This is a genomic window from Eubacterium sulci ATCC 35585 (assembly GCA_001189495.1).
Classification (GTDB): domain Bacteria; phylum Bacillota; class Clostridia; order Peptostreptococcales; family Anaerovoracaceae; genus Eubacterium_B; species Eubacterium_B sulci.
The window spans coordinates 1,359,236-1,372,022 of record CP012068.1 but is presented as its reverse complement, the minus strand read 5'-3'; the positions used below and the strand labels follow the sequence as shown (position 1 = coordinate 1,372,022).

The 12,787-nt window shown below is 40.1% G+C and carries 11 protein-coding genes; 10 read left to right on the top strand and 1 reads right to left on the bottom strand.

Annotated features, from left to right (window positions below; genetic code table 11):
* The first annotated feature begins 43 nt into the window (after window positions 1–43).
* Genes ADJ67_06380 through ADJ67_06360 form a run of 5 tightly spaced genes read left to right on the top strand, consistent with a single transcriptional unit; the run spans window position 44 to window position 6,830 of the window.
* Window positions 44–2,056, top strand: a complete 2,013-nt coding sequence (locus tag ADJ67_06380) for a zinc metalloprotease (GenBank protein ID AKT47298.1) — start codon at window positions 44–46, stop codon at window positions 2,054–2,056.
* Between the two features lie 44 nt (window positions 2,057–2,100).
* Entirely contained in the window at window positions 2,101–3,681 is a 1,581-nt protein-coding gene (locus ADJ67_06375) for a purine catabolism regulatory protein (GenBank protein AKT47297.1), read from the top strand.
* Window positions 3,682–3,734: 53 nt separating this feature from the next.
* Window positions 3,735–4,562 (top strand): pantothenate kinase, encoded by an 828-nt coding sequence (locus tag ADJ67_06370; protein AKT47296.1) that lies wholly within the window; start codon window positions 3,735–3,737, stop codon window positions 4,560–4,562.
* Window positions 4,555–5,595 (top strand): TIM barrel oxidoreductase NifR3, encoded by a 1,041-nt coding sequence (locus ADJ67_06365; protein ID AKT47295.1) that lies wholly within the window; start codon window positions 4,555–4,557, stop codon window positions 5,593–5,595. Before ADJ67_06370 ends, ADJ67_06365 begins: the two co-directional genes overlap by 8 nt.
* A 41-nt stretch (window positions 5,596–5,636) precedes the next feature.
* Window positions 5,637–6,830 carry a metallo-beta-lactamase gene (locus ADJ67_06360; protein ID AKT47294.1) on the top strand — a complete coding sequence of 398 codons (1,194 nt, stop codon included), beginning with the start codon at window positions 5,637–5,639 and terminating at the stop codon, window positions 6,828–6,830.
* A 72-nt stretch (window positions 6,831–6,902) separates the two neighbouring features.
* On the opposite strand, the gene ADJ67_06355 is transcribed toward ADJ67_06360, so the two are convergent.
* Complete coding sequence (locus ADJ67_06355) at window positions 6,903–7,415, bottom strand: hypothetical protein (GenBank protein AKT47293.1); 513 nt, start codon at window positions 7,413–7,415, stop codon at window positions 6,903–6,905.
* Window positions 7,416–7,597: 182 nt separating this feature from the next.
* On the opposite strand from ADJ67_06355, the gene ADJ67_06350 reads away from it, so the two are divergent.
* From ADJ67_06350 to ADJ67_06330, 5 genes are all read left to right on the top strand, one after another.
* Window positions 7,598–8,668 (top strand): PTS sugar transporter subunit IID, encoded by a 1,071-nt coding sequence (locus tag ADJ67_06350; GenBank protein ID AKT47292.1) that lies wholly within the window; start codon window positions 7,598–7,600, stop codon window positions 8,666–8,668.
* Between the two features lie 376 nt (window positions 8,669–9,044).
* Window positions 9,045–9,638, top strand: coding sequence for a membrane protein (locus ADJ67_06345; protein ID AKT47291.1), 594 nt, complete (start codon window positions 9,045–9,047; stop codon window positions 9,636–9,638).
* Window positions 9,635–10,360: a hypothetical protein gene (locus ADJ67_06340; GenBank protein ID AKT47290.1), complete on the top strand. Its 726-nt coding sequence runs from the start codon at window positions 9,635–9,637 to the stop codon at window positions 10,358–10,360. The genes ADJ67_06345 and ADJ67_06340 overlap by 4 nt, the downstream gene beginning before the upstream one ends.
* Window positions 10,357–11,748, top strand: coding sequence for an ABC transporter (locus ADJ67_06335; GenBank protein AKT47289.1), 1,392 nt, complete (start codon window positions 10,357–10,359; stop codon window positions 11,746–11,748). Before ADJ67_06340 ends, ADJ67_06335 begins: the two co-directional genes overlap by 4 nt.
* Window positions 11,749–11,842: 94 nt before the next feature.
* On the top strand, window positions 11,843–12,772 hold the full coding sequence (locus ADJ67_06330; GenBank protein AKT47699.1) for a hypothetical protein: 930 nt from the start codon (window positions 11,843–11,845) through the stop codon (window positions 12,770–12,772).
* Window positions 12,773–12,787 lie beyond the last annotated feature (15 nt).

The following is a 12,787-nucleotide window of genomic DNA, read 5'->3' as shown; positions in this document are numbered from 1 at the left end:
TAATCAAAGTACACATATCTAGTTATTACAGGAGGAATATTAATTGAAGAAGTTTAGAAAGAATTTTACTGTATATCTGCTTATCTTCGCAATCATCCTTGGAGTGGCATACTTCTACAAGGGTGGCGATTCTGATCAAGTAAAGAAGGTGAAGTATTCAACATTTGCTAATGACCTCAAGAATGAGAAATTTAGCGAGGTAAATATCACAAACACTAAGATGACAGGATTACTAAAGACAAAGGTTAATGGAAAGAAGCAGTATGTTTACACATATGCTCCATATATCACAGAGATAGATCATCTTGAGAAAGAATATATATATCCACAGATGCAGAAAGGCAAACTCAAGGTTGAGACAGATGACCCAAGCTCAGCTTCATCTATGCTGATCAATATTCTTCCAAGCATAATCATGATAGTTTCACTAGGTTTCCTAGTTTACCTTATGATGAATCAGGGAGGTAATGGCAAGGCATTTTCCTTCGGAAAGAGCAAGGCGAGACTATATCGCGGTGAGGGTCGCAAGATTACCTTTGATGATGTAGCTGGTCTCAAGGAGGAGAAGGAGGAACTACAGGAGATTGTAGACTTCCTAAGAGATCCGAGAAAGTATCAGGAGGTCGGAGCTAGAATACCTAAGGGCGTTCTTCTAGTAGGCCCTCCGGGAACAGGTAAGACTTATGTTTCAAGAGCAACAGCAGGAGAAGCGGGAGTGCCATTCTTTACAATAAGTGGTTCAGACTTTGTAGAGATGTTCGTCGGAGTTGGTGCTTCCAGAGTAAGAGACCTATTTGATCAGGCTAAGAGAAGCGCACCTTGTATCGTATTCATCGATGAAATTGATGCGGTAGGACGTAAGCGTGGTGCAGGACTTGGTGGCGGAAACGATGAGAGAGAGCAGACACTTAACCAGTTACTCGTTGAGATGGATGGTTTTGGTGAGAACTCCGGAATCATCATCATCGCTGCAACTAATAGACCTGACGTACTCGACCCAGCACTGCTAAGACCAGGACGTTTTGATAGACAGGTTGTAATCGGAAGACCTGATGTTAAGGGTAGAGAAGAGATAATCAAGGTTCATTCTAAGACAAAGCCTCTTGCTGATGAGGTATCACCAGCAATCATCGCAAGAAGAACTCCAGGATTTACACCTGCTGATCTTGAGAACCTGCTAAACGAGGCTGCTTTGATTACAGCTAGAAGAAATGGCAGATTCATTAGAATGGCTGAGATAGAAGAGGCGACAACAAAGGTTATCGCTGGACCTGCTAAGAAGAGCAGAGTTATCACAGAGAAGGAGCGCAAGCTCACAGCTTATCACGAGGCGGGTCACGCAATTGTGATGAGAAGCATCCCTGGATCAGACCCTGTGCACCAGATTACAATAATCCCTCGTGGAGGAGCAGGCGGATTTACAATGCAGCTTCCTGAGGAAGATAAGCAGTATGCAACAAAGGGCATGATGCTAAACGATATTAAGCATTTGCTTGGTGGAAGAGTTGCAGAGCTTTTGACACTTGATGATATCAGCACAGGTGCAAGCAACGATATTCAGCGTGCAACAGATGTAGCAAGAGCTATGGTTACAAAGTATGGATTCTCAGATAAGCTTGGTCCAGTTAACTACTCTGATTCTGAGGAAGTTTTCCTAGGTAACGATTTCTCAAGCAAAAAATCTTATTCTGAAGAGGTTGCTGCTGAGATAGATCACGAGATCAGAAGAATAGTTGAAGAGGCATTTGAGGAGACTAAGAAGATAATTTCTGAAAACCTCGATAAGCTAGAGCGTGTAGCTCAGGCACTGCTTGCTGTTGAGACACTTGATGGACAGCAGTTTGAGCAGCTATACACAGGGGAGAAGTCTGCTGAAGACATCGAAAACGATGTAATGGAAAAGGAAGCAGAGATAAGGAAGGTTAATGCTCAGGAGGCTGAGGAAAGCGAAAAACTAAGACGCGAAGCTGAGGAACGTCTAATGGAAGAGATAGAGAGACTCAGAAATCAGTATGTGAGCGCAGACGGTACAACACATCGCAGAGATGAGGAATAGTTAATAGCTAGAAAATAAGCAATAGAATTATTAAGGGGACCTGTATGAAGATTACTGTCAAAGATTGTCTAGAACTAGATATATTTAAAAACTGTAAAATCGTCGCGGGAAAGCGAAATTTAGAAAACAGCGTACGCACAGTTTCTGTTATGGATGCTGCAGACGTGGAGACTGCAGTTGCAAATAACGGTGTTAGGGAGCAAGTTGTTCTGACGTCTTTTTATGCAATGAAAAACGATACGCTAAAGCAGGCGCAGGCTGTTAAGGAGCTTGCTGCTTGCGGAATAGCGGCACTTATCGTGTTTCATGTAAGCGACGCAGATAGGGAAGATTATGTGCAGATGATTGAAATAGCAGAGGCTATGGGAATGCCTTTGATATTCATTCCAGAAGGAAGCGATTACGGATATGCTGATGCCATAGAGCAGATTATGGATAAACTTCTTCTCGGAGCAACATTTAATAACAATTTGATAAACAACACGATATATCATCTTTTGGACTTTGAGAAGCATAAGACCTTTCAGGCAGCTGTCAAGGAAGCGGCAGTAAGTAATGATTTTCAGATGGCCCTTATATCTAAGGACTTCAATCCGATTTTAGTCGTTGAGACAAGAAACAATGTTACCGTCGCGGATGCTGTTAGAATACTCCAAAAGAAATCTAGCAGTGAAGCTGGAGCTATGTACTCAATGACAAATCTAGATGGCGTTATAACATATTGGGGAGCTGTTAACATCGGAGACGAGAAATACTTCCTCCTAATAGTAGATAACGATGATAGATATTCTAGTGTCGAGATAACTAAGCTAGCTGAAATTATTGAACTTGCGATAGGAATGTGGAAGTACACGCCTGAGCGTGATGTGAAGGCTGAGTTTATCAAAGCCTTGATAAGAGGAAATAAGAGCCTTGCATATTCGCTAAAGGACACTATGGGTATCAAAGCAGATAACATTTTGAGCGTATTTTATGCTAAGGGTGTTAATACATCAGATGCTCGTAAGAAGATGGCTGGATATGAGGAACGCAGTGGGAACGAGGTTTTAAGCATACAGGATGGAGCTGAGACTTACGGACTAGTTCTTCTCGGTAAGCCTAAGGATGAGCATTCTGGCACTAAGTTCAGCTGCATAGAGCTTTACGATAGTCTAAAGGAATTAGGAAAGGGAGTTAGAATCTTCCACACAACAGGACTTGATGGACTTGAGGGAGCTGGAGACGGATTTAGACTCATCAGCGAGACATGGACTCTAGTTGAGAGTGTGTTCCCGTTCAAAAGAGTTTTCTCCAAGTATGAGATGGTGCTTGTTTCAAACTGTATCAATATTCAGGTGCAGGGTGGATATATCAAAAAGAACTATCTAGATTTGCTCGATGCATTTAACAAGGAAATGGGCGAAAACAAAGCTAAGCAGCTCCTAGAGACGCTAGAAACCTTTGTTATAGATGCGGGGATGAATAGCGGTAAGACATCGCAGTTCATGGGCATACATACAAACACTGTGCAATATAGACTCAAGAAGATAAATGAGGTGCTTGGAGCCGATATAACGGGAAACCGCGTGATTCCAGGGCTTACAATTGCACTTGCACTAAAGAGATTAGAAAAAGTAATTAACTAGTAGTAGAGCGAGCTAAATCAAGTAAATTAGCGCTAAAGATTGAGGAGAACAATATGCTATTAGCCTTTGATGTAGGCAACAGTAATACAGTCCTTGGAGTATTTAAGGACGGAGTACTATTAACAAACTGGCGTATAGAGACAGACACAAGAAAGAGTGCTGACGAGTACGGAATGCTGCTAAAACAGCTATTCGACTACGAGAAGATAGACATGAGCGAAATCGATGATATGATTATATCGACAGTAGTTCCATCGGTGCTATTCACACTTCAGCACATGGCAGTAAAATACTTCGGAAAGCAGGCAATCGTAGTTGCTTCAGGCGTTAAGACTGGCCTTATTGTCAAGTACGATAATCCTAAGCAGGTTGGAGCAGATAGAATAGTAAATGCGGTTGCAGCTATCCACAAATATGGCGGACCACTGATCATTATCGACCTAGGAACAGCGACTACCTTCTGCGCAATTACCGATAAGGGCGAATACCTTGGAGGAACTATTGCACCAGGACTTAAGATTTCATCAGAGGCACTTTTTGAGAAGACATCAAAGCTACCTAAGGTAGAAATCGAAGAACCAGGAAAAACTATTTGCAGAAATACGGTAGAAAGTATGCAATCTGGGTTAGTTTACGGTCATATGGGTATATGTGATTATATAGTGCGAAAGATGAAGAAAGAGATGCAGGAGTATGTCGGTGACAAGAAGATAACTGTCGTTGCAACTGGAGGCTTCTCTGCTTTGATTGATAGCGGTGTTGGTTGCATCGACTATGTGGATAAGCTTTTGACACTAGAGGGTCTAGAAATCATCTATCAGAAGAACAAAAAGACTCCAAGACACAATTGCCCGAAGACGGGAGAATCAGTAAATGAGTAATGGGAGAATGCTTCAAATTCAAGGTTTAGAGTTTGAAACACCATTTTTTCTTGCGCCTATGGCGGGTTTTACTGATAAGGTATACAGAATGCTTTGTGCAGAGATGGGTGCTTCCATGGTCTATACAGAGATGGTGAGCGCTAAGGGACTGTGCTATGGCGATAGAAAAACGCCAAAGCTTCTCGATATGGAGGGAGAGACGGTTCCTGTTGCAGTGCAGATATTTGGCTCAGAACCAGATATCATGGCAAGAGCAACATCCATGCTGAACGAGCTTCCAAATGTAATCCTTGATGTAAATATGGGCTGTCCAGTGCCAAAAATCGTAAAGAACGGTGAAGGGTCTGCACTTCTTAGAGATCCTGAGCTAATTTATCGAATAATAAAGGCGATGACAGCAGAGACAAATAAACCAGTTTCTGCTAAAATAAGGATAGGCATACAAGGCTGCTCTGAGAATGCTGCAGTAGAAGCTGCTCAGGCCATAGAGGCTGGAGGTGGCAGCGTGGTGGCTGTACACGGAAGAACACGTGAGCAGTACTACAGCGGAGAAGCTGACCTTGAGCAGATTGCAAAGGTCAAGAAGGCAGTATCAATTCCTGTAATCGGAAACGGGGACGTTTGCTCGTATAAAGATGCCAAGAATATGTTTGATAAGACCGGATGTGATTTCATAATGGTCGGAAGAGCATCGCTAGGAAATCCATGGATTTTCAGGGAACTAAGGCAGGCTTATATGAAGGAGCAAGAAGGAATTAATTTGACAAATACCGACGCTGAAAGCTCGGATTATATAGATGCAAGCTATGCAAGGCTTCAGGAAGAGGTGAGCGTAGAGGATATAAAATCCATGATAGTTCGCCATATGCTTGAGCTTTGTGAGTACAAGGGTGAATATGTTGCAGTCAGAGAGATGCGCAAATTCACAGCAAAGTATCTAAAGGGGATTAAGGGTAGCTCTGCGGTAAGGGCAAAAATCAACTCAGTAGATACTAAAGAACAATTTTGTAGTATTATCGAAGAACTAATTTAATGGGTAAAGTTTGAGTGATTGTTTAACTAGGAGGTTATTTAATGAGTAAAAGAGTAACGGACAAAGTAACATGGGTTGGTAAGATTGACTGGGAACTAAAGAAATTCCATGGAGATGAGCTTTCAACAATGGAAGGATCGTCATACAATTCATATCTGATTCGCGATAAGAAGACTGTATTGATAGACACTGTTTGGGGTCCATACGATACAGAATTTGTAAACAGACTAAAGGAAGAAATCGACCTAAAGGAAATCGACTACATCGTAATGAACCACAATGAGTCAGATCACAGTGGAACACTTCCTGCTTTGATGAGAGAAATTCCAGATACACCTATTTATTGCACAAAGAAGGGTGAGTCAATTCTGAGAGGTCTTTACCACCAGGATTGGAACTATGTAAATGTTAAGACTGGCGACGAGCTAGAAATCGGTGATAGCAAGCTTGTATTCGTTGAGGCCTCAATGCTTCACTGGCCAGATACAATGATGACATACATGACAGGAGACAACATTCTATTCAGTAACGACGTATTCGGTCAGCACTATGCATCAGAAATGCTTTATGATGATATGGATGACATTTCAAAGCTACTTCATGAGGCTGAGAAGTACTACACAAACATCATCACACCATTTAGCACATTCGTAACAAAGAAGCTAGCTGAGGTTCAGGGAATGAACCTAAAGATTGATCTAGTTGCACCTAGCCACGGAATCATCTGGCGTGAGAACATTGGTCTAATCATGGATCTATACGCTAAGTGGGCTAACAACTATCAGGAAGACCAGATCACACTTATCTATGATACAATGTGGCAGTCAACAAGAAAGATGGCAGAAGCTATCGCTGAGGGTATTCAGCAGGCAAGTCCAAATACAACGATTAAGATACTTAACGCTGTAAAGAACGACAAGAATGATATCCTTGTAGAAGTATTTAAGTCAAAGGCTATCCTTGTTGGATCACCTACAATCAACAACGGTTTCTCATACGCTATCGCTGGTATTCTAGAAATGATCAAGGGTCTTAAGTTCAAGAACAAGAAGGCTGCGTCATTCGGAAGCTACGGATGGAGCGGAGAGGCTGCTAAGCTAATCAGGGAATTCCTAGAGGAATCAAAGTTTGCAATCGTAAACGATGGTATCCGTGTAAACTGGGCGCCAGATCAGGAGACTATCGAGCAGCTTAGAGAGTACGGACGTAAGTTCGTAGAAGAGATTGCTGAGTAATTCAGTTTATCAAAGTAGTATAAGCAAACAAAAGCCGCTGAGTGCTATGCATTCAGCGGTTTTATCGTCTTCTTACTCAATTATTATTTTTTTGGCAAGCAGTTCCTTTCGGATCATATCAAAGATTTCTTTGTCTCTGCACCCTATACGATGCTCGTGGATCCCATCAGATAGCCTGCTAAGTGGCTGATCTGCCTCATTTATCTTACTCATAAAGACATCTGCGTCATATCTAGATGAAATATCAAGCTGACCTGTGATTTCGCCATAGATGATATGATCTATCTTGACATCTATACAGGTTCCACCAAAGTCAACTATGGTGTAAAGTTCATCAAGCATATTATCTGAGTAATGTTTACAAGCAATGGTTCCGATATATGGATAGACATCTGTCTTATGAGTGAGAATATATCCCCTTGGAGTTGATTTTATCTCCATGCCCTCTGCTCTCATAAGTGCAATATCTCCAACTATAATCTGTCTGCTTACATTTAGCTTCTCAGCAAGCTTAGCAGCTGAAATTGCAGTTTCGTTAGCTAAAAGTATTTTTTTTATCTCACCACGTCTTTCTGCTACATTCATAAAATACTCCTATATAAGTGGATTATAGAGTGTTTAATAATTATTTCTTGAATTCTAGTGTATTATATCACGATGGTGCAATTATTACAAATATAATGGGTTGATAGGTGTCTTGACAATAGACTGTACAGTGTATACAATAGTCTTTGTCAAATATTTTTATGTTAACTATGGAGAAGAACATGACAGAAATAAGCAATACTGTAGGAAATTCAAAGGGGTTTAGAGCCTTTCTAAAGAGAAAGGATATAGAGTTTAGCAGTAAGAGATATCTTCAGGATGCTCTATCTGCGATGGCAATGGGATTATTTTGTTCGCTTCTTGTAGGTCTAATCCTGAAGACAATTGGACAGCAGTCCATTAATTTCTTTGGGGAGACAACAATTGCAAACACACTTATTGAGATAGGTGGTAAGGCGATGGAGCTCATGGGAGCTGCGATAGGTGTTGCAGTTGCCTTTGGACTTAAGGCTCCAGCGCTGGTTATGATAAGCTGCTGTGTAACTGGTATGATGGGAGCTGCCGCAGGCGGTCCTGCAGGCGCATTCATAGCTGCTGCAGTAGGTGCAGAACTCGGTAAGATGATTTCTAAGGAGACAAAGGTTGATATCATCGTAACACCTGCGCTAACTTTACTAAGTGGCGGTGTTGTAGCCATCCTTGTTGGTCCAGCTATTGGAAAGCTGATGAACGGCCTCGGAAGCGTAATTATGACAGCCACAGAGTGGCAGCCATTTGCATTCGGTATTGTTATTTCGGTTATAGTAGGGCTTGCTCTCACAGCCCCTATTTCGAGTGCTGCGCTTTGTATGATGCTGGGGCTGTCAGGACTGGCCGCCGGCGCAGCAACCGCAGGCTGCTGCGCGCAGATGGTTGGCTTCGCCATCATCAGCTTCCGTGATAACGGAATTGGCGGCCTGGTGGCACAGGGAATTGGAACTTCCATGCTACAGATATCAAATATAATTAAGAATCCGTATATACTCGTGCCACCGACCCTCGCGGGAGCGATAACAGGGCCACTTAGCACAGTGGTGTTTAAGATGACAAATAGCCCGCTTGGAGCAGGAATGGGAACCTCTGGCCTAGTTGGACAGATCGGAACATTTACGACAATGGGAGGAAATGCTCATACAATAGCAGGAGTTGCAATTTTGCACTTCGTGCTCCCAGCAGTGCTCGCTTTGATCTTTGATAGAGTGCTTCGCAAGATGGGAAAGATAAAGGATGGGGACTACAAGCTGAATATATAATATATTTAGTAACAAAACATATATGTATATTATTCTATTTATATTGTAAAATTATAAATTCTGAATTCAAGCTATATGTGAATAATCATAAAATCTACAAGCAAGGAGCTGCCTAAAGGTAGCTCCTTTAAAGTTACGATAAATTTTCTAGTTAGATATGGGGCTATAGGACAAAAAGTGTGTGTGACGTATCCAAGTAATCTTTGCTTGGATTTTTTTATTAGTCTAAGATTTCTTGTTACATCTGTTAGCTTATAAAACTTATAACTAAATAGAATAAAAATGTCTAAATGGAATATAAAAAAATAGAACACCATGCTATCATATATGTGTTAGCTATATCTAACTAAATTAAAATAGAAAGGATTAAACTTTTATGAGTAAACAAGAAACAGGAAATAAATTGAATGGTAGAGACTTTATCAATATCGGAATCTATGCGGCGATCTACTTTGTAATTGTTATGGCACTTGCTATGACAGGACTTATTCCAATTTTTCTCATACTGCTTTCATCTATGGTCGGAATCATTGGTGGAATTCCTTTTATGCTTTTCCTTACGAAAGTAAAGAAACCTGGCATGATTCTAATAATGAGCCTTATTATGGGTATTTTAATGTTTTTAACGGGTATGACATGGGTGCCTATTCCATTTTCAATAGTTACGGGAGCTCTTGCAGAACTCGTTTATTGGAATGGTAGGTATAAGAGTATGCGTTCTGCTATTCTTACAACTGGAATATTTCCTCTTTGGTCATGCGGAAACTACCTACCATTATTTTTACAAAAGGCTGATTATTTTGCTGGAAGATCTAATTATGGACAGGAATATATTGATACTGTCGTAAAGCTTACTCCAAGCTGGATGTATTTTGTTCTTCTAATTGCGACTTTTATCTGTGGTATTATCGGAGGTTTTATAGGCAAAGCTTTGTTGAAAAAGCATTTTGAGAGGGCAGGAATTGCATGATTGAAGCTACATGGACATCCCATAGAAAAAAGAGTTTACTTGATCCTAGGACGAAACTACTTCTTATTCTTGTAGAATCAGTTCTTGTTTTATCGACAGCTGGGGGAAGTAGATTGTTTTGGTTTCGAATTGCCTTTGCCTTCCTTCCATTCTTGCTATTACTTACAGCGAAGAGATATAGGATTTGCATTTTAGGCCTAATTGTTCTGAGTGTGATTTACTTTTTAGAGTGCACTGCATTTCCACATGTAAAGGGTGTCATGGCAAATATGATGTTAATTATCATTATGCTTGTTAATCGATTTCTTCCTACTTATATGATGGGTTTATATGTAATCAATACAACAACAGTTAGCGAGTTTAAGGCAGCAATGGAGAAACTACATATGCCAGATGCAATAACAATTCCTATGTGTGTCATGTTTCGCCTTTTTCCAACCATTCGTGAGGAAAGGGATTCAATCCGTGCAGCCATGAAAATGCGAGGAATCAGGTTTGGAGGAGGTAAGGTTGGGAAAGTGCTGGAATACCGAATTGTTCCAATTATTACATGCGTGGCGAAGATAGGAGAAGAATTGTCAGCTTCAGCCATTACAAGAGGCCTCGGAAAGCAAAAGAAACGCACAAATATTTGTCAAATCGGTTTAGGATGGGCGGATTATGTAATTTTTCTATTTGTTGTTTTAACATTGATCTATTGGCTTTTGGGGGTCTTGGCATGATTGAATTTAATAATGTCAGCTTTTACTATGATGCAACGCCAAAGATAAAGAGTATTAGTAATCTTTCTTTGACTGTAAAAAAAGGAGAATGCGTTCTTATAACAGGAACTTCTGGATGTGGAAAATCTACTCTTTTGAGGTTATTGAATGGATTAATACCAGAGTTTTATAGCGGAAAAGTCGAAGGTGAAATATATATAGATAGTAAGAATATGCAAGAAGTCAGAATTGAAGATAGGGCTGGAATAATTGGTACAGTTTTTCAAAATCCACGTTCACAATTTTTCAATGTTGATACTACGAGCGAACTTGCATTCGGTTTGGAGAATTTAGCATTTCCAGAGAAGGAAATATTAGATCGCATTAGTAGAACTGTAAGAGATTTTCAAATAGAACCGCTGATGGATCGAAATATTTTTGAACTCTCCGGTGGAGAAAAGCAAAAAATCGCCTGTGCTTCAATTGATGTTCTTGCACCAGAAATTATCCTTCTAGATGAGCCCTCGGCAAATTTAGATTACGAGGCAGCCGAAAATCTTCGTGAATTGATCAAATGTTGGAAAAAGGAAGGGAAAACAATTCTAATTGCTGAGCATCGAATTAACTACGTTTGGGATTTGGCAGATAGGGTTATCATTCTGGAAAATGGCACCTTAAAAAAGGAAATACCAAAGAGTGAACTTATCAGTTTCACGGAGGATGATGCAAAACGGTTTGGCATGCGATCCCTCAAAAGGGTAGCGCCAATAAGTCTTGCCAAAGCTAATACAAATTCAGGGGATTTTATCCTGCTTAAAGATTTCAACTACTCATATGACAAAAAACATCAGATTTTCTCTATCAAAGAAATGAAAATCCCAAAAGGTAAAGTGACTGCTATTGTTGGCACGAATGGTACAGGAAAAACCACATTCTTGGAATCTATATGTGGTATACGAAAAAATAGTGGCATTATGTATTTGGATGGAAAATCTTATACCTGTAAAAAACGTGTTGGTGAAATATTTATGGTCATGCAAGATGTGAATCATCAGCTTTTTACAGAGTCAGTTCTTGATGAAGTATTGATTAGTCAACCAGAGGAAAATGAGGATGAAGCAAAACAAATTCTCTCTGATGTCGGACTTGAAGTCTTTTGTGACAGACACCCAATGTCACTTTCTGGAGGGCAAAAGCAGAGACTCGCTCTAGCGTGTGCCATCGCGTCGAAACTGCCAGTTCTTCTCTTAGATGAACCAACGAGTGGTTTAGACTATTTGCAGATGAATGCTGTTGGACATATTTTGAATCAATTAAAAGAAGAAGGACGAACAATAATTACAGTAACACACGACAGCGAATTCATAGAATGCTGCTGTGATAATGTTATTAATATGGAGGAGGTATAGCATGGCTTGGGGTATTCATGCCTTTGATGAACAGACGGAAAATGATAATACTATATCTGATGGACTTCAAGATGCTTTTTATGGCTTTGGAACTATTGGAGAATATAGAGTTTTAGCTCAGACAGACGATTGCATTGTAATTCGCTTGGAAAATGAGACAGGCGAGGGAGATATGATTATCTACCGGGTCTTTGACGGTGTATTTTTAATATATAACGATTTTCATATGTCGCAGTATCATTCCATGTATCAGGCTACAGATACGATGTTTGCAGTGGATTATTGTCGCGAGGGCAGTCTTACGATGGAATCGGATAACTGTATGTATTATATAAAAAAGCCTGGCAATATCTGTATTGATTCCCGTGTTCATCATAAAGGAATGAACTATTTTCCAACTAATCACTATCATGGGATTACAATAGGATTTGTAAATTCTATTGCAGAAAAAACACTTTCTGAGAATGCAGCAGGTATTCCTATTGACCTTACAGATATACGAAGGAAATTCTGTGGAGAAGATGGTTATTTCATCATACATGAGGAAGAAACCCTTAAACGTCTTTTTACGGATTTGTATATGGTGCCAGATAGTGCGAAAATTCCATATTTCCGTACCAAGGTATTGGAATTATTAGTTTGCTTGTCTGTAATTGAGGCAAATAACATAACAAAAGAAGGTCCGTACTTCTACAAAGACAAGGTAGAAAAAACGCGAGCAGTACAGAAATTGATTTCCGAAAACATAGATCAGGAATATACAATTAAGTGGCTAGCAGAGAGGTTTGATATTTCTCAAACAGCCCTTAAAGATTGTTTCAAGAGTCTATATGAAAAACCAATCTACACGTGGCTTAAGGAATATCGTATCGAAAAAGCCAAAGAATATTTAACTGAAAAAGAAGATATGAGTATATTAGATATTGCAATGGCGGTAGGTTATAAGAGCCAAGCAAAATTTGGAGCTGTCTTCAAAAAAATATGTGGAATGACTCCAAATGAATATCGAAATCAGAGACATTAAGTAAAGGAGTGATGT

Excerpts from the sequence above, each read along its gene's own strand:
- ADJ67_06375 (AKT47297.1), top strand. The coding sequence starts at position 2,101 with ATGAAGATTACTGTCAAAGATTGTCTAGAACTAGATATATTTAAAAAC.
- ADJ67_06355 (AKT47293.1), bottom strand. The coding sequence starts at position 7,415 with ATGAATGTAGCAGAAAGACGTGGTGAGATAAAAAAAATACTTTTAGCT.
- ADJ67_06345 (AKT47291.1), top strand. The coding sequence starts at position 9,045 with ATGAGTAAACAAGAAACAGGAAATAAATTGAATGGTAGAGACTTTATC.
- ADJ67_06365 (AKT47295.1), top strand. The coding sequence starts at position 4,555 with ATGAGTAATGGGAGAATGCTTCAAATTCAAGGTTTAGAGTTTGAAACA.
- ADJ67_06370 (AKT47296.1), top strand. The coding sequence starts at position 3,735 with ATGCTATTAGCCTTTGATGTAGGCAACAGTAATACAGTCCTTGGAGTA.
- ADJ67_06335 (AKT47289.1), top strand. The coding sequence starts at position 10,357 with ATGATTGAATTTAATAATGTCAGCTTTTACTATGATGCAACGCCAAAG.
- ADJ67_06340 (AKT47290.1), top strand. The coding sequence starts at position 9,635 with ATGATTGAAGCTACATGGACATCCCATAGAAAAAAGAGTTTACTTGAT.
- ADJ67_06360 (AKT47294.1), top strand. The coding sequence starts at position 5,637 with ATGAGTAAAAGAGTAACGGACAAAGTAACATGGGTTGGTAAGATTGAC.
- ADJ67_06350 (AKT47292.1), top strand. The coding sequence starts at position 7,598 with ATGACAGAAATAAGCAATACTGTAGGAAATTCAAAGGGGTTTAGAGCC.